This window comes from Paludifilum halophilum (assembly GCF_002245355.1).
Lineage (GTDB): Bacteria > Bacillota > Bacilli > Thermoactinomycetales > DSM-45169 > Paludifilum > Paludifilum halophilum.
On sequence record NZ_NOWF01000013.1, the window covers coordinates 56,166 to 79,178 of the forward strand.

The window sequence follows — 23,013 nt, forward strand, 5'->3', positions numbered from 1 at the left end:
TACACTGCCAACCGCATCTTGACTATCGCCACGGAAAAAAGCAGGCTTTCATGCCTGCTTGATCCTTCAGAACCATGATCCATTTTGACTAGGCCCATCACTGCTCCATCTGTTTACCCAAAAAGGCGGCGGCTGTGTTCGCCATTTTCAGTTCCAGATCCCCCATTTTGGTGCCTTCTTTTTTGGAGAGAAGGATGACGGCCCCGATCGGGTCTCCGCCGGCGTTAATGGGAACGATAATAAAGGACTCATAGGGTTCAGCCATATCCCGGATCAATTCCGCTCGAGTGGGAGAAGTCTCCTGATGAGGCTTTCGTTGATCCATACAGGTTTCCACGATCCCGCCCACGGGTTTGTCCAGATACTCCCTCTTGGAAGCGCCGGCTACCGCGATCACCGTATCCCGATCACAGATCATCGTGACGTGTTGCAAACTCTCATATAGGGATTCAGCGTATTCCTTCGCAAAATCGCCCAATTCACCAATAGGCGAATACTTCTTTAAAATGACTTCACCATCGCGATCGACGAATATCTCCAGAGGGTCTCCTTCCCGGATGCGGAGCGTTCGGCGAATCTCCTTGGGAATAACGACCCGTCCGAGATCGTCGATGCGGCGGACGATTCCCGTTGCTTTCATAGGTCTTGATGCCTCTCTTTCAAGATGTTTTCCTCGTCGGATCAGGCCGATATTCATGTCTGCCGATGGTACGCCCATAGTATTCATCCACTTCCATTTAATTATTCCGAAGGCCCTCTCTCAAAAACAAAAGGGCAGGGGTTTTCCCCTGCCCATCCCTCCCTATTTTTCCTCGGATTTCTTTTCATCCTCGTCTCCGGGGAGGTCCATCTTTTTCACTTCAACTTCGTCTTCGATAAATTTCTGATACATCTCCTGAATCTTTTTCTCTTTGATTTGATCCTTTACTTCATCGTACGGCTGTTTGCCCCGTTCCTTCACTTTCATCACATGGTAACCAAACTGGGACTTGATCGGATCGCTGATCTCATCCAAAGGAAGGTCCTGAGCGGCTTCGGCGAAAGCCGGATCCCACTGGTCCGGGCTTCCCTCGATCTCTCCGGCCCCGTCCTTGGATCCGGGGTCATCGGAATATTTTTTGGCCACTTCCTTGAATTTAGCCCCGTCCTCCAGCTGTTGCTGCACCTTTTCGGCTCGCTTTTTCGCTTCTTTGTCCGATCGTTTTTCCTCTTGAGTTTGAGGATCCTTCGTGGAAATCAGCACGTGGTTCAGAGTGATCGATTGGTAAGCGTCCGATTTCTCATATTCCTTTTTGAGATCCTTTTCCTTCACTTTATCTTCAAAGTAATCGGATACTTTGTTGTTATTCTTCAAAAAGGTTCGAAGCTCGTCCTTTTTAATCCCGCTCTCCTTCAAAACCTCTTCAGGATCCTTCTTCTCTTCTCCCTCTTGGGCGGGAGCCTGTTTCAATTGCTCTTCGAAGTCCTTCAGCGCTTTATCCGCCGCTTTGTCGTACTTTTTGTCGTCTTTGACCTTTTCGACAATCAATCTCTCGGCGATATACTGTTTCACAATCTCTTTCTTCGCTTCCGCATTGTCAAGCATCGGGGCGATCTGGGGTTGGAAGAAGCTCATGATGTTCAAGTACAGGTTGAGTTCCCCTTCCCTTACCTTTCCGCCTTCATATTCGGCCACCACTTTTTTACTGGTGGTGGGAAGCGGATTCGGTTTCGAAGGGTCTTGTTCATTCGCCTGATCCTTCCCGTCATCACCCGACCCGCAGCCAGCCGCGAACAGGGAAACTGCTAATAAAGCGCTCATCGCCGTGGCCAGGCGTCTTTTAATTGGCCGCATTTCGAAAAGCTCCTTTCGTTTTGGGAACCGGTTCATATTGTATCAGAAACTGTTCCACCATTTCCAGTCCTTCCGATACAGGAAGCCCCTTGATTTTGAATATAATCCCAATTCGTTGACCCGAGGAGAGGCGAACCCGGCCGGGGAAGTTCTGAGCGAGACGGAACAGGCGTTGTCCGTCGACGGTCTCATTCTGGTCGGGATGGAGCTTGACGTGGATTTCAAAGCCCTGTTGCTTGATCTCTTCCATCCGGTACCGGATCGCATAAGCTCTGAGGCGGGCTACTCGGAGCAGGTTGCTGACAGGCTGGGGCAAATCGCCGAAACGGTCCTCGATCTCTTCTTCCAAATCCCGGGCCTCTTCCAAAGTACGTACCGCCCGGATTTTCTTATAGATCTCGATCTTCTGCTTTTCATCACCGATGTACTCCGACGGGAGGTACGCATCGGCTTCCAGCTCGATTTCCGGCTCCCAGTCAACCTGTTCGTCCTGGGTACCCCGCTGTTCGTCAATCGCTTCTTTCAACATTTGCGTGTAAAGATCGAAGCCGACGGAAGCGATATGCCCGTGTTGTTCCGCTCCCAAGAGATTCCCCGCACCGCGGATAGCCAGGTCCCGCATGGCGATCTTAAAGCCGGAACCCAACTCCGTAAACTCCTTGATTGCTTGCAGTCTTTTTTCCGCTGTCTCGGACAGTACCTTATCCCGCTGGTAGGTGAAATAGGCGTAAGCGATCCGGTTGGACCGGCCCACCCGGCCCCTCAACTGGTAGAGTTGGGACAAGCCCATCTTGTCCGCATCATAGATAATCAAGGTATTCACGTTGGGGATGTCCACCCCGGTCTCGATAATGGTCGTGCTGACCAACACATCGTATTCTCCGTCCAGAAAGTCCAGCATCACCCGTTCCAGCTCGGATTCCGCCATTTGGCCGTGAGCAACAGCGATGCGGGCATCGGGGACCAACATGCGGACCTGATCCGCCATCTGTTCAATGTTGTGCACTTGATTGTACAGGAAATACACCTGTCCGCCCCGGGCCAATTCCCGTTCCACCGCTTCCCGGACCAGAGCCGCGGAATACTCCAGGACGTACGTCTGTACCGGGAACCGATTTTCCGGCGGTGTTTCAATCACGGAGAGATCCCGCACCCCCATCATGGACATGTGGAGGGTCCGGGGAATCGGAGTTGCCGTCAGAGTGAGAACATCGATATTGTGTCTCAACTGCTTGATTTTTTCCTTGTGCTTAACTCCGAAGCGCTGCTCCTCGTCGACGATGAGCAGTCCCAGATCCTTGTAACGAACATCCTTGGACAAAAGCCGGTGAGTACCGATGATGATATCCACCGTCCCATCCTTCAACCCTTTGATCGCTTCCCTCTGTTCCTTTCGGGTGCGGAACCGGGAAAGGACCCGGATCTCCACCGGGAAATCAGCGAAACGTTCCTTAAAGGTTTCGAAGTGCTGCTGAGCCAGGATGGTCGTGGGTACCAAAACGGCCACCTGTTTTCCGTCCATCACCGCCTTGAAAGCAGCCCGGATCGCCACTTCCGTCTTTCCATAGCCCACATCGCCGCAAAGAAGCCGGTCCATTGGTTGAATCTTCTCCATATCCTCTTTAATCTCCTTAATGGATCGGAGTTGATCCACGGTCTCCTCATAAGGGAAAAGAGCGTCAAAATCACGCTGGTAGACCGAATCCTCGGAAAAAGAGTATCCCTTGGCATTTTGACGCTGGGCGTAGAGTTGGATCAAATCGGAAGCGATATCCTCGACAGAGGAGCGGACCTTGTTTTTCACTTTGCTCCACTCGTTGCCGCCCAGGCTGTAAACCTTCGGCGATTTTTCCTCGCTGCCCAGGTACTTCTGCACCTGATCGATCTGATCGATCGGTACGTACAGTTTATCGTTGCCGGCATATTTCACAGTCATGTAATCTTTATGCAATCCCCCTACATTGAGGGTTTCAATGCCGGTATAACGGCCGATGCCGTGATTGACGTGGACGACGTAATCCCCAGGCTTCAGTTCCTGATAATCCTTGATCTTTTCAGCGTGATCCATCTTGGCAGGACGCCGAGCCCGACGCTGTTTCTGGGTGAAAACTTCTCCTTCCGTCACCAACGCCAGACGGGTCGACCCCAACTCGAATCCGGAGGCGAGAGTCCCCACCCGGATCACCGGGCGCCCCGGGGGAACGGGGCCGTCCCCGGAATCCCGGAGCGCCTCCATCCCGTAATCCGCCAATACTCGCTCCAGTCGTTCAGCCCGCTCCCGAGTGCTGGCGGTAAAGAGCACCCGATATTTGGACTTGATCCACCGGTCCCATTCCGTCTTTAACACATGCATCTGCCCGTGAAACTGCTGCATACCCCGGCAGACGAACTGGACAATATTTTGGGGTTGGATCCCTGCCGCCCGCATGAACAGGGACAGGTAAATACGCTGGTTGTCACTCCGGTTAAACCATTCCTCATAGGAAAGGGAGACCTTGAGGTTCGGCAGAAATTCCCCCTGTTGCAACAAGGCCGTCTGCCATTCCCCTTCATCCCGTTCCATCTGCCGGGCTGCATCCTGAATCCGGGCCGGCTCGTCCAGAATCCAGACCGTATCTCGGGGAAGGTAATCCTGTAAACTTTCAACATCCGGATAAATCTCGCTAATATATTTGTAGATGCCGTTGAACGTATTTCCCGATTTCAGCTGTTCGATTTCCCAGCCGACCTTCTCCGTCAATTTCTTTCGGGTTTCCGGGTCCTTCACTTTTTCCAGGCGTTTCGAAAGCAGTCCCGCCACGCGGTCCCCCGCCTTGTACAATACCTCGGGAGAAGCGAAAAGCTCCCGCGCCGGCGGGATCTCCACCCGCTCCAGTTTGGATTGGGAACGCTGGTCGGCAACGGAAAAGGGACGAATCGAGTCGACTTCGTCATCGAACCACTCGATCCGGATCGGATCCGGCCGCGTCAGGGGATACAAGTCCAGAATGCCCCCCCGCAGACTGAACTCTCCCGGCTTCTCTACCATATCCACCCGTTCATAACCGATATGCACCAAGTATTCCACCAAAGGCTCGATCGGGTATTCCTGTCCCACGGTCAGCGTGCGATGGTTGCCTGCAATCACATGCCGGGGCGGAAATAGTTTTCTCAACCCGGCAAAAGGCACGACAAAAACCCCTGAAAAACCTTTGGCCAAACGGGACAGTACGTTCAGCCGTTCTCCCAGGGTTTCATGGCCGTCCAAAGCGATCTCCGTTGCAACCAGTTCATTGGCGGGGTATAACAAAACTTGATCGCGGGGAAGTAATTCGTACAAGTCTTCCACCGCTTTTTGTGCTTGGTTTAGGTTGTGAGTCACGACCATCACCGGCCGCCCCGTTTCCTTGTACAGGGACGCCGCATACACCATTCGCGCGGTACCTGTCAGTCCGGCGACCAGTTGTTCTTTCAAATTTTCTTTTAAAGAAACAGCAGTGGACTGAAAGTCATCATCACGTTGAAACAGTTGGATCAATGTCTCCAAGTTGTTCCATCCTCCCCTCCACGGTGAGCGGTTGAAAACCATACAAAAAGAAGCCTTAGCTGGGGACAGCCAAGGCTGTTTTTCTCGTTGTTCCCCCGGTGAAAGACCGCAAACCCTCACCCCTTCATCCCCTACGATGGCCGAAAGGGTTGGCAGGGTGCCCCTTTATTTCAAAAACTCCCGGGACGAATGAGGATCCATCCGGAACGTTTTATTGAAAGGGATGGGAAAGCAGCGTCAGCTCCGGGTTTTTCTCCAACATTTCCTGGCATGTCTCACAGATCACACGAACGTGAGAATGACCAGCTGCATCATAGGATATTATATCCCGCCGCTCATCCGGGGTCAACCAATGAAAGCCCAGCTGCAACTCTGTCACACGATCGTCGTCGATTCGGCCGATATGCGTATTGCAATATCGGCAAGTATAAGTTATAGCCATGGTATGCCACCCGTCAAAGATATATTCTGTTATAGTATCGCCTTACGTACAAAAAACATTCCCTTTGTCAGTGATTTTTCCGGATCCATTTTTGTGACGGCTACGGCATTTCGGACCATCAACGACCACGATTTGCCAACTGGGTGCGGGATCTGATTTCCGACATCAACGGCGGAAAATGGGGTATTCTCCTTATGAAATGGTTTCGATTTTTTATCGATTATACTGGTTCATCACTTCGGGAAAGGGCGTATCCAGCCAGGCATCTGCGGCGTCGGCGGAACGCTGGATTGCCTCCATCACCGGTTCCTTCTGCTCTTCGGAAAACCGGGAAAGGACATAATCCACCACCGGTGCCGGAGTCTCCGGACGGCCGATCCCAACCTTAATCCGCTTAAACTCCCGGGTGCCCAAGTGGTCGATCAGGGATTGGACTCCGTTATGGCCTCCGGCACTTCCCTTTAACCGTAACCGGATCTTTCCCGGAGGCAAATCCAGATCATCATAAACAACAAGGAGATCCTCCACACGAACCTTCAACCAGTCCAGTGCGGGTCGGACCGCCTGACCGGAGAGATTCATGTAAGTCTCCGGCTTGATCAGGACCACCTTTTCGCCACGGATCCGCCCTTCTCCGACCAGGGCGTTCCATTTTTCCTTTTGTACAGGGAGTTCCCAGGTTTGAGCCAACCGATCGATCACCCAGAAACCGACATTATGACGGGTGGATGCATACTTTTTCCCGGGATTGCCCAGGCCCACAATCACTTTCATGGAGTTCCTCCCGATTCAAAAGGGCGCAACTTTTGTCGGTTGCGCCCCGTCTTGATCCATCACATGTGGAAAAAATAGTCAAACCGTTACTCTGCGCCCTCTTGTTCGGCCTTGGCCGCTTCTGACGCGTTCTCAGCCAGCTCGTCCGCTTCTTTTTCCTGCCCCGTTTGCGGAGGGAGAACGGAAGCAACCACCTCTCCCTCTTCAGTCAGCAATTCCACACCCTCAGGAAAGTTAAGCTGGCCGGCTTCGACGGATTCACCGATTTCCAAACCGGAGACATCCACCGTCAATTGATCCGGAATCCGGTTCGGAAGGCAGCGAATCGGTACCGTCCGAATCTGCTGTTGCAGGATTCCGCCTTCCTTAACACCCTTGGGTTCTCCTTCCAACTCGATGGCGGCTTCTGTGTCGACCGGTTCGTTCATGTTCACTTCCTGAAAGTCCACATGCACGATCCGATCCTTGATGCGGTCCTGTTGCACCTCCCGGATCATCACCGGATGCGTTTTCCCATCGGGAAAAGTGAGATTGATCACGGAAGTGGCGCCCTCACTCTGCAACAATCGCAGAAACTCAGGCCCATCCAGGTGTACCAGTTCATTGTCGATTCCTTTGCCGTAAACGACTCCGGGAATACGCCCTTCCCGGCGCAAACGGGTCACTATGGAACGGGGGCGGCTCTCGCGCCGTTGAACGGTCAATTTATAGGACATAACAAACAGCCTCCTTGTGTGAGTGAAACACCTACTCGTCAGAAGCGTCGTGTTAACAGCAATCGGGGGATACAGATTCTCCACAACACTTCAGTACGCATTCCCTTCCGCACTAGAAGGATAAACCTTGAACCGGCTCTCAGTCAAACAACTTACTTACCGACAATTCTTCATGAACGCGAATAATCGCTTCCCCGATCAAAGGAGCGACGGACAAGACGCGATTCTTCTCCAACTGCTTGTCCTCACCGAGGGGGATCGTATTGGTCACCACCATCTCCTCGATGTTGGCCTCCCGGATTCGCCGGATTGCCGGACCGGAGAAAACAGGGTGAGTACAACAGGCATAAACCGCTTTAGCGCCGTAATCCAGCAAGGCATTGGCCGCCAGGGAAATCGTACCGGCGGTATCGATGATATCGTCGATAATGATAGCCGTTCGCCCTTTAACATCACCGACGATGTTCATCACTTCCGCCACATTGGGTTCCGGACGCCGCTTATCGATAATCGCAATCGGCGATTCCAACCGTTCCGCCAACTTGCGGGCACGGATCACACCGCCGTGATCCGGGGAGACGACAACCACGTCGTCCAATGCTTTTTTCTGGAAGTAATCGCCTAAAATCGGCACTCCGAGCAAGTGATCCACGGGAATATCGAAAAAGCCCTGAATCTGTGTCGCGTGAAGATCCATCGTGATAATCCGATCCGCTCCCGCCGTTTCGATCAGGTTGGCCACCAGCTTGGACGTAATCGGATCCCGGGCGCGGGTCTTCCGGTCCTGACGGGCATATCCGTAATAAGGAATCACCACATTGATCGTCCGGGCGGAGGCCCGCTTCAAAGCGTCCACCATCACCAACAACTCCATCAGGTGCTGGTTGACCGGGTGACTGGTGGATTGGATCACATATACATCAGAACCGCGGACACTTTCGTTAAGCCGGACATGAATCTCCCCGTCGCTAAACTTGGCCACCACGGCATCGCCCAGAGGAACGCCGATATGGTCGGCAATCTCCTGGGCCAGCTCCGGATTGGAATTGCAGGTAAACACATGCAGGCGCGACTCTCGTACTGTGGACATCTTTCCCCCAACCCTCCACTTTTCGATGGAAAAATTTGATCAATCCTTGTTTTTCAGCTTCCGGGCATAGTCCGGTTTGTTGGTTTGGCGCTCTCGGGCGATGGCCATTGCCTCCTCCGGTACGTCGTCGGTAACCGTGGATCCGGCAGCAATATAAGCTCCCTTTTTCACAGTGACCGGGGCGATCAAATTGACATTACAGCCTACAAAAGCCCCGTCCTCGACGACTGTTCGATGCTTGGCGACGCCGTCATAGTTGACGGTAATCGCTCCGCAGCTGAAATTGACGTTTTCTCCCACATCAGCATCGCCGACATAACCGAGATGAGAAACCTTACTGCCCAGACCGAGACTCGAGTTTTTAACCTCGACGAAACAACCCACTTTGGTTTGTTCAGCCAGGAAGGAACCCGGTCGAATGTATGAAAAGGGGCCCACTGCCGCCTCACCTTGAACACGGCTGTCCGCCAGTACAGAATGGCTGATCCGCGTCCCGTCATCCACGGCGATATCCGTCAGATCCGCGTTGGGCCCAATCACACAGCGGGAACCGATCCGAGTATCACCCCGCAGATAAGTACCCGGTTGAATGACGGTATCTTCCCCGATCGTAACCCCGGCATCGATGTAAGTATTCTCCGGATCGACCAAGGTCACCCCGTTCAGCATATGTTTCTCCCGAATACGGCGGCGCATCTCCTTTTCCGCTTCTGCCAGCTGGATTCGATTATTGATCCCCATGGCCTCAGCCGGATCATCGATCAGTTGTGCACCGATCCTTTGGCCGTCTTCCCGGAGGATCCGGATGACCTCCGGCAGATAATACTCTCCCTGGGCGTTATCGTTGTCCACCCGGGAGAGCGCTTTCCACAACAAACCGTTGTCAAAGCAGAAGGTGCCGGTGTTAATCTCCGTCACTTCCCGTTCCGCTTCGGTGGCGTCTTTGTGTTCCACCACCTTGTTGACGCTCCCATCGGAGTTCCGGACGACCCGGCCGTACCCTGTGGGATCCGCCATATCCGCAGTCAGAATGGTAGCCGCCGCCCCGGACTCCTCATGACTCTGCGCCAACCGGGAAAGCGTTTCCGTTGTAAAAAGCGGATGATCGCCATTGAGAACAAGAGTGACCCCCTTCTTCCCGGACAATAAACCTTCTGCCTGCATGACCGCGTGGGCGGTACCCAACTGCTCCTTCTGCTCGGCATAGGAAACCCGCTCTCCCAGATGCTCCCGGAGGGTTTCCGCGTCGTGGCCCACAACAACGACGGTTTCCCTTACTCCGAGACCGGCCAGCTTATCCACAATATGGTCGATGATCGGCTTTCCGCAAACCGGGTGCAACACCTTGTGTTTGCTCGACTTCATGCGTGTTCCTTTTCCGGCGGCCAAGACGACAGCAAACAAATTTTCCATGAGTGAGAAGCACCCCCGCAGTTCCTGAAACCGTTATAAAAGCGTCAAGGATCTCTTTTCTTTAAAAAGGCTTCTCTCATTTGAAGAACACAACGTTTCCAGTAAAAACTCCACATCCGACTATATCCCAAACCTATGTACAATGCAAGATTTGTCGAACCGATTCCGATTCCAACTCAAACAATAAATGGAATTTGCAGGTACGTCAACAGGGGTCCCTCTCATAGCGGGACCCCTGCTCGCATGCAATATGTTGAATAATTTCCAGCCCGGCCCGGATTCCGAGTCCCTCCTTGGCTTTCGTACCTTGCTTGGGGATGCCTGCCGGGCTTGTCCATCGTCCGGACTTTACGAAGCACTCCCGCCCAATGCCGATCCGATCTGTTCATTCCCTGCACGACGGTATTCCTCCAGCACGGCCACTTCAATCTTTTCCCGGGAATCCGGGGAAATCGGGTGGGCGATATCGCGGAATTCGCCGTCCGGCCTCCGCTTGCTCGGCATCGCTACAAACATGCCGTTGTTCCCATCAATCACCCGGATATCGTGAACCACGAATTCCCCGTCGATGGTGATCGAAGCAATCGCACGCATCCGTCCTTCCCGGCTGACGCGGCGCAGTCGAACATCCGTAATTTCCAACCTGGTTCACCACCCATTTCCAGAGATGATTTACTTCAAGTATTCTCCATGGATGGTGAATCTCCTTCAATCAATTGCCATTCATTTGGATTTTTTATGATTCATTCAATAAGAGCGACTGCTTCCATCTTTACGAGCACATCTTTGGGGAGACGAGAGACTTCAATGCAGGAACGAGCCGGATGGTGCTCGGTAAAGTAAGAAGCATAAATTTCATTCACCTTTTGGAAATTCTCCATATCCGTAAGGAAAACGGTCGTTTTCACCACATGGTTCAAGTCGGAGCCCGCCGCTTCCAACACCGCTTTTAGGTTTTGAAAAACTTGGCGGGTCTGTGCTTCAACGCCCCCGTCAACCGGTTCTCCGGTTGGTGTCAAAGGAATCTGGCCTGATGTGTAGACCACATTTCCCGCGCGCATCGCCTGGGAATAAGGGCCGATCGCTTGAGGTGCCTGATCGGTCTGTATCCGGTTCATTCGTCCAACCTCCTAACGGAATAAACTGCCCAACTGGACGGCAATCCTGTTCTGTTTCACGTCGATGTCCGTCACGGTAGCCAGAGAGGCGGATTCCTCCACCAGCCGCTCTTCAGTCAACGTTTCGGCCATGACTCCCACTCCGACGACTTCGGCACGGAACTCGCTCATCAGATCGATCATTCCGCGAACGGTTCCCCCCGCCTTCATGAAGTCATCGATCACCAGTACACGGGCCCCTTCCTGAAGGCTGCGGCGGGACAGGGAGAGGCTTCCCAACCGTTTGCTGGAGCCGGAAACCGTGTTGATGGTGACCACCGACCCCTCTGTAATGCGGCTGTCCCGGCGGATGATCACCACCGGGACTCCGAGATAAGACGCCGTCGCGTAGGCGAGAGGAATTCCTTTCGTCTCCACTGTGACTACAGCATCCACTTCCCGGTCGTGGAAAAAGGAAGCCCAGATCAGGCCGATTTCGCGGACCAGGGAAACATCCCCCAACAAATCCGATAAAAAAAGATAACCTCCGGGCAAGATCCGGGAGGGGTTTTCCAGTTCCCGGCATAAGCGGAGGGCTGTTTCCCTCGACCGTTCCCATCCGGCCCGCGGGATATAACGCACCCCACCCGCCGCTCCCGAAACCGTTTCCACGAAGCCGGAACCTTCTTGCTGAAACACTTCGTGGACGATGGCCAAGTCTTCGCTGATGGAGGATTTGGCCGCTTGATACCTTTCAGCAAAGTCACTGAGAGGGATCAGACGGTGCGGCTCGCGAAGCAGTTGTTGAGTCATGTCCACCAGCCGCGCACTCCGTTTCCACTTTTTCATCCAACCCCCCCTCTCAAATCCAAAATCCGAATACTTTTAAGGAAAATATATCATTTTATACGGATTTATACAAGAGACTCGCCTTCCGTTCCTCCCAATATCCGTACCGCATACACTTGGCGGCAAAAACCGCGCAAACCGTTGACGACCCGCCGGGCGGTCGTCTCTCGATGGACCAGCCCGAATACGGTTGGGCCGCTGCCGGACATTAAGACTCCTTCCGCCCCGAAAGCGGCCATTTTCTCTTTCAACCTTCTCACTTTGGGATAGGCCGGTATCGTCACACTTTCCAGCACATTTTCCAAATGACGGCACACTCCGTGAAAGTCCTTGGACTCCAAGGCATTCAGCATTCCGTCCAAATTCGGGCGGCGAGTCACCCGGTCCATACGAAGAGCCCCGAACACTTCGGCAGTGGAAACGCCGTGGGGAGGCTTGGCCAAAATGACCCAACAAGGCGGCGGCGAGGCGGCGGAAACCAGCCGCTCCCCCCGTCCGCGGGCGATCGCCGTCCCCCCATGCACACAAAAGGGAACGTCGGATCCCAATTCCAATCCCCATTCTTCCAGCTCTTCACGGGAGAGGCCCAAGTTCCACATTCGATTCAATCCCTTGAGCGTTGCCGCGGCGTCACTGCTTCCCCCGGCCAGACCCGCCGCAACAGGGATATGCTTATGAATCAGGATGCGGACGCCTTTTTTAATACTGAACCGCTCCTTGATCAAAACCGCTGCCCGGTAAGCCAGATTCCTTTCGTCATAAGGTACGAAGCCGGAGGTGCTTTCCAACTGGATGCCCCCCGAGGTCTCCGTGAGATCGATCCGGTCCGCCAAATCGATTGTCGTCATCACCATTTCAAGTTCATGGTACCCATCCGCCCGCTTATGTAAGACATCCAGCGTGAGATTGATTTTGGCTGGCGCTTTAACGGAGATATCCAAGGTCGTTGCCCCCTATCTGCCACCTTGCCAGTCGATCCGTATCCTCTCCGGGCCGGTCTGTTCAACCTATTTCAGTGCGGAAGCCGATTTCCGGCGACCTGCCTCTTGCCCTCCCATCGATGTGAAACGGTCCGCTCCGCCTCTTACGGACGAACCAGCGGCCAAAAGAAAAGAAGGATGACCGCTACACGGTTCGGTCCTCCAGAGACCCCGCTGAGTAGTCGGACAAAGGGCACTACGCCGGAAATCGGTCTCCAGCTACTGCGAAATGTATGGTTACAGCATGCTCTCGGGCATTCAGTTGGCTTTACTATTGTAACATGTGCAAACAAGCCTTAAAAGTTGGAAGAAAAGCGGCTGAGGGAGTCCCTCAGCCGTCTGATCCTGCAGCCCGATCGATTACCGGTCTGTCGCCCGCTCTTCAGCCAGTTGAATCGCGCGTTTCACCATGTTACCGGCGTCCCGCGCCTTGATTCCACCCCAGCCTTCGCGTTGAACCACGTCATAAAAACCCAGTTCTTTGGCCAACTCGACTTTCAAGGCTTCCGACATGACACCGCCTCTGCGTGCCATCGACATCCTCCCTTTCTTTCGGGCCGCAGGTATCGATTAGTATGGGCGGGAACCCGAAAAACTGTGCGCTCCAAACCCTTCCTGTGGATCACAATTCGTCAAAGCCGTTATCCACCGACACTTTTGTATATTGACGTGATTTTCCTTCGAAAAAGTCCTGTTTCCCCCGGTTAACATCTTCGTAGGCGACGATCCAGCGCATCGGGTTGCGGCGGTAACCTTCGAAGGGCTCCTTCATTCCCATCTCCCGAACCCGTTTATTGGCCATGAATTTAATGTAGGAACGCAGATCATCCATCCCGATTCCGTCAAAGCGGTCACCGATGATGTATTCTCCCCATTCGATTTCCAACTCCGCCGCCCGGCGGAAGGTTTCCGTGACAAAGCGCCGGTTCCCTTCCGTATCCAGCTCGGGGTTTTCCGCCAACAGTTCCTTGAAAATCTGCGCAAACAAACGGACGTGGAGCTGTTCATCCCGGTTGATGTAATTGATCATGGTTGACGAGGCGACCATCTTTTGATTCCGGGCCAGGTTATAAAAGAAGGCAAACCCGGAGTAAAAATTGAGTCCCTCCAGAATGACGTCGTAAACGATGGACTCCAGGAAGGTTTGAAGCGTCGGGTGATCCGTAAACGCCTCATAGCCCCGGGCGATGAAGTCGTTTCGTTTCCGCAGGATGGGGTCGTGCTTCCAGTATTCGAAGATCTCATCCTGCTCTCCCTTGGGAACCAAGGAGGAAAGAACATAGGAGTAGGATTGATTGTGAACCACTTCCTGAAAGGAAAGGACCGCCATCAGGGCAGACAGGCTGGAGTCGGTAAGATAATCGGACACTCTCGCCGAGTAGTCCGTCTGGATCGAATCCAGAAAAGCCAGCAACCCGATGATCCTTTTGAAAGTGAATCGCTCGTCCTCCGACAGCGCTCCCCATTGCTTGATGTCCTCCGACATGTTGATCTCAAAGGGAGTCCAAAAATTGGCCAGCATGTTTTTATACATCGGATACGCCCAGGGAAAACGGCAATCATCCCAGTTCAGCACATTGGAGGAGCGGCCGCCCACAATTCCCGTACTGGCATTGGGCGCGGTTACATCGTACAGTTTCCGTTTTTGCATGATTCAACCCTCCCGCTTAACTGGAACAGCTTTCGCAATCAACGATTTCGGCCGATGTGGACCGGGTATAATAGGTGGTCTTCAATCCTTCTCTCCAGGCATTCAAATGGATCTCCAAGAGCTCCTTCGCCTTGATATCGTGCTTTACATAGAGATTGAAGGACTGGGATTGATCGATATGCCGCTGTCGGGCGGCGTTCTGGCGAACACTCCAGAGTTGGTCGATTTCATAGGCGGATTTGTAGTACCAGGAGGTCTCCGGGGAAAGATCCGGCGCCGTCACTGGAATCTTGTAATTCTTCTTTTCCTCGCTGTATTCCTTTTGGAAAACCGGATCGATCGACGCTGTGCTCCCGGCAATCACCGAAGTGCTTCCATTGGGGGCGACAGCCATCAACCAGCCGTTACGGAGACCGTGTTCCCGGACCGCCTCCGCCAGCCCTTCCCAGCGATCTCCTTCGTATCCCCGTCGACGGAAGGCGTCCCCGGTCTGCCATTCACTTCCTTCAAAGGCCGGGTAGGCCCCTTTTTCCTGTGCCAGTTCCATCGACGACCGGATCGCCAGATAGGCGATCTCTTCGTATAACTCATCGGCCCATTGAACCGACTCCTCCGACTCCCACACGATTCCCTTTTGCGCCAGCAGATGGTGCCAGCCGAAGGTACCCAGGCCGACAGCGCGGTATTTTTGGTTGGTCAGCTTCGCCTGCAATACCTCGATCGGATTGAGATCGATCACATTATCCAACATCCGAATCTCGATGGGAATCAGCCGCTCCAGCACTCCGTCGGGAACCGCCCGGCCCAGATTGATCGAGGAAAGGTTGCAGACGACAAAGTCTCCCGGTTTCTTAGTAATAACGATTTTCCCGTCTTCGGTCCGCTCTTCTTCTACTGTGGTGGGACTCATATTTTGCATAATCTCAGTACACAAATTCGACGAGTAGATCATGCCGGCGTGTTTGTTGGGATTCATCCGGTTAACTTCGTCCCGGTAGAACATATACGGTGTCCCCGTCTCCAGTTGGGAGATCATGATCCGTTTCATAATCTCGATCGCCGGTACGGTTTCCCGGCTCAATCCGGGGTGATCGACACAGGCTTGATACCTTTCCCGGAAGGAACCCTGTCCTTTTTCTTCATCGTAGAAGTCCTCCAGCGACCATCCCATCACTTGCCGCACTTCGTGGGGATCGAACAGATGCCAATCCCCCCGGTTTTCCACCTGTTCCATGAACAGATCCGGAAGGCAGACACCGGTAAAGATATCGTGAGTGCGTAAGCGTTCATCCCCGTTGTTCAATTTGGCATCCAGAAAGGAAAAAATATCTTTGTGCCACACGTCCAGATAAACGGCGATGGATCCCTGCCGCTGTCCCAGCTGGTCGACGCTGACGGCGGTATTATTCAGTTGCTTCATCCAGGGGAGAACACCGGAACTGATCCCTTTGAATCCCTTGATATCACTGCCACGGGCCCGAATTTTCCCCATATAAATCCCCAAACCGCCACCGCCCTTGGACAGAGTAGCCACGTCGGTATTGCTGTCGTAGATCCCGCGCAAAGAATCCTCCACGGTATCGATAAAGCAGGATGAAAGCTGGCCGTAGTTTTTTCCGGCATTGGCAAAGGTGGGGGTAGCCACTGTCATATAAAGATTGGACAAGGCCCAGTAAGCTTCCTTGACCAAGGAAAGGCGCTTCTCCTTCGGCTCTCTCGACATCAGCACCATGGCGATCACCATAAACCGTTCTTGGGGAAGTTCAAACACCCGGCCGTCGTGATCCTTGGCCAAATAGCGATCCGCCAGTGTTCGCAAACCGATGTATGTAAAGAGATCGTCTCTGGCGGGAGCGATGCTTTCCGAGAGCTCCCGGATTTCGGATTCGCTGTAGGCGTCCAGCAACATCGAGGAATAAATACCCCGCTCGGTTAAGGTGCGGACCAAGTCAAGAAAAGGCCCATACTGCCGGGAGGGATCGTAGGAACGGTTGTCAGAGGCCCTTTGGTAAAGATAGCGGGCGTAGATCCGTGCCGCTACATAAGTCCAATCCGGCTCTTCCGCGGAAATGTTCTCCAGAGCGTTCAGGATGAGCAGGTTGGTAACCGATTCCGTCTCAAAAGTCCCTTTGGCTTCAATCGCCCGGAGCGTTTTTTCAATATACGCGTCGGCGTTCAATCGGGGAAAATCGTCGGACATCCTGCGAAGAAAAAGGGGAAGTTCCCTTTGCTCCGAAGGAAGGGTCCGTCCCTCCCCGGCGGAAATCATCGTCGACACCTGTTCATTCCACCTTTCCTGGTTCCAAATAAAAAACACCCGATTTCGGGGCGAAACACAATATATTGTATTACTTCAGGGAATACAATCTAGATGTACGTCCTCATCTTACATGAGGTTGGCCGCCGATGCAATAAAAAAAGCCCGCTCCTTTTTGACGAATCCATAAAAAAATCCGATCCACTCGGGTATCGGATGAAAATCAGACAAGGCGGTAAGCTTGTTCAAACGATCAAGCTTGTCTCATTGGGGATTTTTCACATATTTGACAGGGACTTGTCCCTCGTCCTGATAAACGGTCAATTCCACCGTCTCTGTTAAAATATCGGCGTAGCTGTAGGAGACGCGCTCAAAGGCGTGCTGCTCCTCATCCAGCTTTACAATAAAAACAGAGGGGTACGTCTCTTCGAGAACCCCGCTTCGTTCAATGGTCTTGCGACGTCCGCTGTTGGCTTTCAAACGAATCTTCTGTCCGATGTAACCTTCCAACGTCCGCTTTATCTCAGATAGCGCGTTCCTACCCATTCCTTCGACCACCTCACTTGTAACCCATTGTATCACAGTGAGGCATTATTGTCAAAAAGTGCATTATAGCAGGGGTACAACCCTTATGTCAACGGGTTTCTTCAAAATAACAGGAAAACCTAAATCTCGACAGAATGATCCACCGTCATTTCGTGAAACGGTCGGCAACGGCACTGGCCGCATATGCATCCGGTTTGATCTTGGCTGTATAACCCACTGCCGTCACCCAGCCCACCACTTCTTGAATCAGCTTCCGCGTTTCTCCCTTACGACCCACGTCCAGGTGAACTTCTACGGGGAGTTCCAGAGACGCACCCAGGAACCCCTGCTCCTTCAGCCGTTCCATACAGGCGAGACTGTATTCGGTCTCTTTATAGATCCGGTACCGAAGGTCCAAAAGGGGCTTGCTCCTCTTTTTGGAAAAGTAAAACAGAGCTCCTTTACCCACCCGGTGCACAATGATCGCTGTCACAAACAGCGTGCACCGCTGGTTGGTCTGTGAGTCCGTCCCGATCACCATTTTGTAGACGGACGTACGATCTTCTTCGATAAAAGCGCAGATATCTTCCACCATCTGCTCCAGACTGATTCGGCCTTTCCGTGGGTGAATAAATTGCAATGGGTTCCCCTCCAGGATCGTACCAGGAAATATCTGGTTATTTCCCTGCCATCCTTATGAGATCACGGGCCTTCCGATCCAATACGTCGGCCAAGCCTGCGAACTCCTCCAATGTTAAGGTTTCCCCGCGGCGCTTCGGATCAATTCCTGCTTCCAGGATCCATTCATTGACCTCTTTTTTCCGCTTTCCTTCCGACAGATTCGCGGCCAGGGCGTTCAGCAGGGTTTTGCGCCGCTGGCCGAAGGCCGCCCGGACGACACGGAAGAAAAGGCGTTCATCCGCCACTTCCACCGCGGGCTGTTTCCGAATATGAAAACGAATGACGGCGGAATCCACTTGGGGGCGGGGGATGAACACATGACCGGGTACCCGGGTCACCCATTCAGTTTCAGCATAATACCGGGCGGCTACTGTGAGAGCGCCGTAATCCTTGGTCCCCGGGCGCGCCATCAACCGCTGTGCCACTTCCTTTTGAATCATGACCACGATTCGGTCAAGAGGAAGGCGTTCCTCCAACAGGCGCATCAAAATCGGGGATGTGGCGTAATAAGGGAGATTGGCTACCACGCTGCGGCGGGAAGTATCACCGAGACAAGTATGGATCACTTGTCCAAGGTCCAACTTCATCGCGTCCCCGTGAATGATATGGACATGAGGAGAGGAGAGGAACAACTCTTTCAGCACCGGAACCAACCGGGCATCCAGTTCCACTGCGGCAACGCTGCCGGCCTCTTCAGCCAAACGTTCCGTTAAAGCTCCCACACCCGGACCGATTTCAAGGACGCCGGCATCGGATCCCAGTTCTGCCGCATCGATCATTTTATTAAGAATGTGCGGATCCGTTAAAAAATGCTGGCCCAGGCTCTTTTTCAACACCAGGCCGTGCCGGGCCAACAGCTCCCGGGTTCGTCCGGCAATCGCTTGTTCAGCCATGTGGTTCCTCCCTTTCGATCCGGTGCAAGGCTTCCTCAAATTCATTCCGGGTGATGCGCAAAAGGGCCAACCGGCGATAAAGCTGTTGGCCGTTTGCGTATCCGATCCCCAATTCGTTGGCGAGTGCCTCCCGACGCCGCCGGGAACCGGCACCTCCGGCCATCCCGGCTTCCAGATAAGCCTCCCAGGGAATTTCCGGCACAGCCGGCTCCTCCCCTTCACAGCGAGCCTCCTCCAGGGCCTGCCGAATCGATGCCGGACAAGCGTGTTCCACCCCGATCCTTCCGTCGGATTCCGCTTTCTCCCGGGAGATGAATGCCTGCTTGCATCCGGGTACTTCCCGGGAAATAATTCTTCGGATTCGTTCCCCGGCACTATCGGGGTCCATCAGGATGATCACGCCCCGCTTTTGCTTAGCCCGTTTCACTTCAGCGATCACATCGTTCTCCACCGCAGACCCGCGGGTTTCAATCGTATCCGCCGCTACCGCCTGTCGGACAGCGGCTGTGTCCTTCTTCCCTTCGACGACAATCACTTCTTTGATCTTTGTTTGCTGTCCGATCCGCCTCAACCTCTTCCAAAAAAGACAAAAACGGTGTACGACCGTTTTCGTCTCGGTACTCTCCTTCAGCTTACCACAAACCGATTGGAAACAATCGGGCGCCTGTCACGGCTTCAACCGGAAATCCGGAACAACCGGTTGGCATTGTCATAGGTCGCCTCAGCCAATGCTTCCAGGGACATTCCCCGAAGTTCGGCAATCTTCTCCGCAACGAGGCGGACATAGCCGGACTCGTTGCGCTTGCCCCGGTTGGGGTGAGGGGCCAGATAAGGGGAATCTGTCTCTACCAAAAGGCGGTCCAACGGAACCTGTTGGGCGATTTCCTTGGGCAGCTTGGCATTTTTAAAGGTGACGGGACCGCCTAGTCCAATATAAAAATTCATATCCAGACAATCCCGTGCCATCTCCCAATCGCCGCCGAAGCAATGCATAACTCCGCCCACTTCTTCCGCCTTTTCCTCTTTCAGAATGCGAAGGACATCTTCATGGGCTTCCCGATCGTGAATGATAATCGGGAAATCCAATTCCCGGGCCATCCGGATCTGCTGCCGAAACACACTTTCCTGAACACCCCGTGGAGATTTGTCCCAATGATAATCCAAACCCATTTCACCCAAAGCAACCACTTTCGGATGATCACAGAGTGATTCCAACCAGTCCAGATCCTCTTCGGTACAATCCTTGGCGTCGACGGGATGCCATCCCACCGCCGAATAGATAAAATCGTATTTTTCAGCCAATGCCAGGGAATCGGGGATCGTCTCCCGGTTAAACCCGACGTTGAGAACCCGGGTAACCCCGTATTCTTCCCGCGCCCGGCGAATCACTTCTTCCCGGTCCTCATTGAATTGTTCATCGTTTAAATGCGTATGACTGTCGAAAAGCATGCATGTACCTCCTATACCGACTCCGTGCAATCTCCCTTCAACCCATAGCTCCGTTCATTACCGAAACAGGAGTCGAAACTCCCGGATAGGCATCACCAGCAGATCAGCCCTTCCCACGACTTCACCGATATCCACCGGACCGATGTCTCGGCTGTCCCTGCTGTGGTTCCGGTTGTCCCCCATCACAAAAAGACTTCCCTCGGGAACCACCGTCTCACCCACATTCTTTTTGATGGGTTCTGAGATATAAGGTTCATCTAACTTCTTTCCGTTCCGGTATACCACTCCGTTTTGCACCGCGATTTTATCCCCGGGAAGTCCGATCACCCGCTTGATAAAGTCCCGATGTTCCGCGGTATGAAAGACGACAATATCCCCGTAGTCCGGATCGCTCACATCATAGATCCACTTGTTGACGATCAGGAGCTCCTCCCCTTTAAATGTGGGATACATCGACTCCCCGTGAACCTCATACGGTGCGAACAGGAAGACGCGAATAATGATCATCACCGAAGCAGCGACCAAGATGGCTGTCACCCATTCATTGGCCGAATTCTTATGCTTCACTTTTTTCCCCAACCAGACCCCCTCCAAACGCTAGACGGATTGACCGGTTTTGTTCCCTTCGTTTTTCTACTTTCGCTCTTCCGCTTCCTGCCCGGAAAAAAGAATATAACCGCCCGGATTTGATTCCGCTCCGGGCGTGTTGGTTCACCCTATTTTAGGGGGAAATGTGTTTTTTCTCTATTTAACCCGGGTACCGTTGGGAATATCTCCGCTCAGGGTAGAAAGAACCAGGCGATCGCCCTCCTGAGCGGCCAGAATCATTCCCTGGGAACGTTCCCCCCTCAGCTTTACCGGTTTCAGGTTGGCTACGCAGATGACCTTGGTTCCTTCCAGCTCTTCCGGCCGGTAATACTGAGCAATCCCGGAAACCACCTGCCGCCGCTCGAACCCGAGGTCCAACTGCAGCTTCAATAACCGGTCCGCCCCCTTCACCTTCTCGGCCTGGATCACTTCAGCAACGCGCAGATCCACTTTTGAAAAATCGTCGATACGGATTGTTTCATCCTGCCCGGAATCCCTTTCCGATTTCTTCCCGGAAGCCTTCTTCTCCTTTTTCTCGGTCTTCTCCTCGGGGGATTCCACCGGAGTTCCCCCCATCAGCTTCACGATCTCCGCCGCTTCTTCTTCAACATCCAACCGCGGATACAGAGGGGTCTGTTTGTTCACCCTGATTCCCGATGGAAAAGTGCCGAAGCGGTACAGACTGTCCCAAGAAGTGGCTTCCCCCGGAGTCAAACCGAGCCGTTCCCACATCCGAGCCGGAGTCCGCACCAGGAACGGTTGGATCAGGATACTGACCATACGGAGACTTTCCAGGACATGGTACAGAACGGAACCCAGCACTTCCTTCTTCGAGGGATCCTTGGCCAGTTCCCAAGGCATTGTTCCCTCCAGGTAGCGATTCGTCCCCCGGACCAATTCCCAGATGGAGGCGAGTGCCACAGAAAACTGCATACCGTCCATCGCCATCTCCACTTTTTGTACCGTTTCTTCCGCCAGCCTTACCTGGTCCTGATCCAGCTCTGTCGCACCGGTTACCGGTTCGGGAACGACTCCCCCGGCGTACTTGTCCACCATGGTCAATGTCCGGTGTAACAGATTGCCCAAATCGTTGGCCAAATCGGCGTTGGCCCGCTCGATGAAGGCTTCGGGAGTAAACACCCCGTCCTGGCCGAAGGGAACCTCCCGGAGCAGGTAATAGCGCAACACATCCAACCCATACCGCTCCACCAGGGGAACCGGATCGACAACGTTCCCCTTGGATTTGGACATCTTGCCGTCCTTCATCTGAAAAAAGCCGTGGGCGAACACTTTTTTCGGCAGCGGCAGATCCAATGCCATCAAGATGATCGGCCAGTAAATCGTATGGAAACGGACGATATCCTTGCCAACCAGATGAACGTCGGCAGGCCAATAGGTTTGGAACTTGGCATCCTCCTCCATAGAATAACCCAGGGCAGAAATATAGTTGGTCAACGCATCCAACCAGACATACATTACATGATCCGGGTTATTCGGCACCGGAATCCCCCAGTCGAAGGTGGTCCTGGAAACGCAAAGATCTTCCAGCCCGGGCTTGATGAAGTTTCGGATCATTTCATTCTTGCGGGATTCCGGTTGGATGAATTCGGGGTTTTCCTCATAAAAGGCCAGAAGCCGATCCGCATACTTGCTCATGCGGAAAAAGTAACTCTGTTCCCTTACTTTCTCCACCGGACGGCCACAGTCGGGACAATGGCCTTCCTCCAATTGTCGTTCCGTCCAGAAGGATTCGCAGGGAGTGCAGTACCAGCCCTCATATTCATCCAGATAAATATCCCCCTGATCCACCAACTTCTGAAAGATCTTCTGAACCACTTTTTTGTGCCGGTCTTCCGTCGTACGGATAAAATCGTCATAGGAAATCTCCAATTGATCCCACAAGCGGCGGATACTAGTCACAATCCCGTCGACAAACTCCTGGGGACCCTTGCCCATTTCCTCCGCCCGGCGCTGGATTTTTTGGCCGTGTTCATCGGTGCCGGTCAGGTACATCACATCATAGCCGCGCAAACGCTTATAGCGGGCCATGGCGTCTCCGGCCACCGTGGTGTAAGCGTGGCCGATATGAAGACGGTCATTGGGATAATAAATCGGTGTCGTAATATAGAAGCTCGGCTTGGTGGTCATCGATCTCGCTCCCCTTTACAAACTAAAAAACCCCTGCCCGTCTTTGGGGCGAGAGGCCTGCTCACGCGGTACCACCCAATTTCAGTGCTCCCTCGCGGGA

22 protein-coding genes are annotated in these 23,013 nt (G+C 53.4%); all 22 read right to left on the reverse strand.

Annotation, left to right across the window (positions count from 1 at the left end; translation table 11 throughout):
• Nucleotides 1–97 precede the first annotated feature (97 nt).
• Nucleotides 98–640 carry a stage V sporulation protein T gene (gene spoVT / locus CHM34_RS16775; RefSeq protein ID WP_094265764.1) on the reverse strand — a complete coding sequence of 181 codons (543 nt, stop codon included), beginning with the start codon at nucleotides 638–640 and terminating at the stop codon, nucleotides 98–100.
• Nucleotides 641–802: 162 nt separating this feature from the next.
• Nucleotides 803–1,834 carry a peptidylprolyl isomerase gene (locus CHM34_RS16780; protein ID WP_169713796.1) on the reverse strand — a complete coding sequence of 344 codons (1,032 nt, stop codon included), beginning with the start codon at nucleotides 1,832–1,834 and terminating at the stop codon, nucleotides 803–805.
• The gene (gene mfd, locus CHM34_RS16785; protein WP_240512062.1) at nucleotides 1,821–5,360 is read right to left on the reverse strand and encodes a transcription-repair coupling factor; all 3,540 of its coding nucleotides are present in this window, start codon (nucleotides 5,358–5,360) and stop codon (nucleotides 1,821–1,823) included. The genes CHM34_RS16780 and mfd overlap by 14 nt, the downstream gene beginning before the upstream one ends.
• 211 nt (nucleotides 5,361–5,571) lie before the next feature.
• Nucleotides 5,572–5,802, reverse strand: a complete 231-nt coding sequence (locus CHM34_RS16790; protein WP_094265766.1) for an anti-sigma-F factor Fin family protein — start codon at nucleotides 5,800–5,802, stop codon at nucleotides 5,572–5,574.
• Nucleotides 5,803–6,015: 213 nt separating this feature from the next.
• On the reverse strand, nucleotides 6,016–6,576 hold the full coding sequence (gene pth / locus CHM34_RS16795) for an aminoacyl-tRNA hydrolase (protein ID WP_094265767.1): 561 nt from the start codon (nucleotides 6,574–6,576) through the stop codon (nucleotides 6,016–6,018).
• Nucleotides 6,577–6,662: 86 nt separating this feature from the next.
• Nucleotides 6,663–7,292: a 50S ribosomal protein L25/general stress protein Ctc gene (locus CHM34_RS16800; RefSeq protein WP_094265768.1), complete on the reverse strand. Its 630-nt coding sequence runs from the start codon at nucleotides 7,290–7,292 to the stop codon at nucleotides 6,663–6,665.
• Nucleotides 7,293–7,431: 139 nt separating this feature from the next.
• A complete protein-coding gene (locus CHM34_RS16805) occupies nucleotides 7,432–8,382 on the reverse strand; it encodes a ribose-phosphate diphosphokinase (RefSeq protein WP_094265769.1) in 951 nt (316 codons plus the stop codon).
• A gap of 39 nt (nucleotides 8,383–8,421) precedes the next feature.
• Nucleotides 8,422–9,795, reverse strand: a complete 1,374-nt coding sequence (gene glmU, locus CHM34_RS16810) for a bifunctional UDP-N-acetylglucosamine diphosphorylase/glucosamine-1-phosphate N-acetyltransferase GlmU (RefSeq protein WP_094265770.1) — start codon at nucleotides 9,793–9,795, stop codon at nucleotides 8,422–8,424.
• A gap of 348 nt (nucleotides 9,796–10,143) precedes the next feature.
• Nucleotides 10,144–10,437, reverse strand: a complete 294-nt coding sequence (spoVG, locus tag CHM34_RS16815; protein ID WP_094265771.1) for a septation regulator SpoVG — start codon at nucleotides 10,435–10,437, stop codon at nucleotides 10,144–10,146.
• 101 nt (nucleotides 10,438–10,538) lie between these two features.
• Nucleotides 10,539–10,913: a RidA family protein gene (locus CHM34_RS16820; protein WP_094265772.1), complete on the reverse strand. Its 375-nt coding sequence runs from the start codon at nucleotides 10,911–10,913 to the stop codon at nucleotides 10,539–10,541.
• Between the two features lie 12 nt (nucleotides 10,914–10,925).
• Nucleotides 10,926–11,741, reverse strand: a complete 816-nt coding sequence (purR, locus tag CHM34_RS16825) for a pur operon repressor (protein WP_094265773.1) — start codon at nucleotides 11,739–11,741, stop codon at nucleotides 10,926–10,928.
• 65 nt (nucleotides 11,742–11,806) lie between these two features.
• Nucleotides 11,807–12,682 (reverse strand): 4-(cytidine 5'-diphospho)-2-C-methyl-D-erythritol kinase, encoded by an 876-nt coding sequence (ispE, locus tag CHM34_RS16830; protein WP_094265774.1) that lies wholly within the window; start codon nucleotides 12,680–12,682, stop codon nucleotides 11,807–11,809.
• 399 nt (nucleotides 12,683–13,081) lie between these two features.
• Nucleotides 13,082–13,255: a small, acid-soluble spore protein, alpha/beta type gene (locus CHM34_RS16835; protein ID WP_094265775.1), complete on the reverse strand. Its 174-nt coding sequence runs from the start codon at nucleotides 13,253–13,255 to the stop codon at nucleotides 13,082–13,084.
• 88 nt (nucleotides 13,256–13,343) lie between these two features.
• Complete coding sequence (locus CHM34_RS16840) at nucleotides 13,344–14,372, reverse strand: ribonucleotide-diphosphate reductase subunit beta (protein ID WP_094265776.1); 1,029 nt, start codon at nucleotides 14,370–14,372, stop codon at nucleotides 13,344–13,346.
• Between the two features lie 16 nt (nucleotides 14,373–14,388).
• Nucleotides 14,389–16,641, reverse strand: coding sequence for a ribonucleoside-diphosphate reductase subunit alpha (locus CHM34_RS16845; RefSeq protein WP_094265802.1), 2,253 nt, complete (start codon nucleotides 16,639–16,641; stop codon nucleotides 14,389–14,391).
• Nucleotides 16,642–16,893: 252 nt separating this feature from the next.
• Nucleotides 16,894–17,175, reverse strand: a complete 282-nt coding sequence (veg, locus tag CHM34_RS16850; protein ID WP_094265777.1) for a biofilm formation stimulator Veg — start codon at nucleotides 17,173–17,175, stop codon at nucleotides 16,894–16,896.
• 145 nt (nucleotides 17,176–17,320) lie between these two features.
• Entirely contained in the window at nucleotides 17,321–17,794 is a 474-nt protein-coding gene (locus CHM34_RS16855; RefSeq protein ID WP_094265778.1) for a ribonuclease H-like YkuK family protein, read from the reverse strand.
• Between the two features lie 37 nt (nucleotides 17,795–17,831).
• Nucleotides 17,832–18,728: a 16S rRNA (adenine(1518)-N(6)/adenine(1519)-N(6))-dimethyltransferase RsmA gene (gene rsmA, locus CHM34_RS16860; protein ID WP_094265779.1), complete on the reverse strand. Its 897-nt coding sequence runs from the start codon at nucleotides 18,726–18,728 to the stop codon at nucleotides 17,832–17,834.
• The gene (gene rnmV / locus CHM34_RS16865) at nucleotides 18,721–19,299 is read right to left on the reverse strand and encodes a ribonuclease M5 (protein ID WP_338048682.1); all 579 of its coding nucleotides are present in this window, start codon (nucleotides 19,297–19,299) and stop codon (nucleotides 18,721–18,723) included. Before rnmV ends, rsmA begins: the two co-directional genes overlap by 8 nt.
• Nucleotides 19,300–19,403: 104 nt before the next feature.
• Complete coding sequence (locus tag CHM34_RS16870; protein WP_094265780.1) at nucleotides 19,404–20,177, reverse strand: TatD family hydrolase; 774 nt, start codon at nucleotides 20,175–20,177, stop codon at nucleotides 19,404–19,406.
• A gap of 57 nt (nucleotides 20,178–20,234) precedes the next feature.
• Nucleotides 20,235–20,756 (reverse strand): signal peptidase I, encoded by a 522-nt coding sequence (gene lepB, locus CHM34_RS16875; protein ID WP_240512063.1) that lies wholly within the window; start codon nucleotides 20,754–20,756, stop codon nucleotides 20,235–20,237.
• Nucleotides 20,757–20,921: 165 nt separating this feature from the next.
• The gene (gene metG, locus CHM34_RS16880; RefSeq protein WP_094265781.1) at nucleotides 20,922–22,913 is read right to left on the reverse strand and encodes a methionine--tRNA ligase; all 1,992 of its coding nucleotides are present in this window, start codon (nucleotides 22,911–22,913) and stop codon (nucleotides 20,922–20,924) included.
• Between the last annotated feature and the right edge of the window lie 100 nt (nucleotides 22,914–23,013).

What these genes read in the sequence shown, in the direction of transcription:
- spoVT (WP_094265764.1), bottom strand. Translation starts at nt 640, where the DNA reads ATGAAAGCAACGGGAATCGTCCGCCGCATCGACGATCTCGGACGGGTC.
- CHM34_RS16780 (WP_169713796.1), bottom strand. Translation starts at nt 1,834, where the DNA reads ATGCGGCCAATTAAAAGACGCCTGGCCACGGCGATGAGCGCTTTATTA.
- CHM34_RS16790 (WP_094265766.1), bottom strand. Translation starts at nt 5,802, where the DNA reads ATGGCTATAACTTATACTTGCCGATATTGCAATACGCATATCGGCCGA.
- pth (WP_094265767.1), bottom strand. Translation starts at nt 6,576, where the DNA reads ATGAAAGTGATTGTGGGCCTGGGCAATCCCGGGAAAAAGTATGCATCC.
- CHM34_RS16800 (WP_094265768.1), bottom strand. Translation starts at nt 7,292, where the DNA reads ATGTCCTATAAATTGACCGTTCAACGGCGCGAGAGCCGCCCCCGTTCC.
- CHM34_RS16805 (WP_094265769.1), bottom strand. Translation starts at nt 8,382, where the DNA reads ATGTCCACAGTACGAGAGTCGCGCCTGCATGTGTTTACCTGCAATTCC.
- glmU (WP_094265770.1), bottom strand. Translation starts at nt 9,795, where the DNA reads ATGGAAAATTTGTTTGCTGTCGTCTTGGCCGCCGGAAAAGGAACACGC.
- CHM34_RS16820 (WP_094265772.1), bottom strand. Translation starts at nt 10,913, where the DNA reads ATGAACCGGATACAGACCGATCAGGCACCTCAAGCGATCGGCCCTTAT.
- purR (WP_094265773.1), bottom strand. Translation starts at nt 11,741, where the DNA reads ATGAAAAAGTGGAAACGGAGTGCGCGGCTGGTGGACATGACTCAACAA.
- CHM34_RS16835 (WP_094265775.1), bottom strand. Translation starts at nt 13,255, where the DNA reads ATGGCACGCAGAGGCGGTGTCATGTCGGAAGCCTTGAAAGTCGAGTTG.
- CHM34_RS16840 (WP_094265776.1), bottom strand. Translation starts at nt 14,372, where the DNA reads ATGCAAAAACGGAAACTGTACGATGTAACCGCGCCCAATGCCAGTACG.
- CHM34_RS16845 (WP_094265802.1), bottom strand. Translation starts at nt 16,641, where the DNA reads ATGATTTCCGCCGGGGAGGGACGGACCCTTCCTTCGGAGCAAAGGGAA.
- veg (WP_094265777.1), bottom strand. Translation starts at nt 17,175, where the DNA reads ATGGGTAGGAACGCGCTATCTGAGATAAAGCGGACGTTGGAAGGTTAC.
- rsmA (WP_094265779.1), bottom strand. Translation starts at nt 18,728, where the DNA reads ATGGCTGAACAAGCGATTGCCGGACGAACCCGGGAGCTGTTGGCCCGG.
- CHM34_RS16870 (WP_094265780.1), bottom strand. Translation starts at nt 20,177, where the DNA reads ATGCTTTTCGACAGTCATACGCATTTAAACGATGAACAATTCAATGAG.
- metG (WP_094265781.1), bottom strand. Translation starts at nt 22,913, where the DNA reads ATGACCACCAAGCCGAGCTTCTATATTACGACACCGATTTATTATCCC.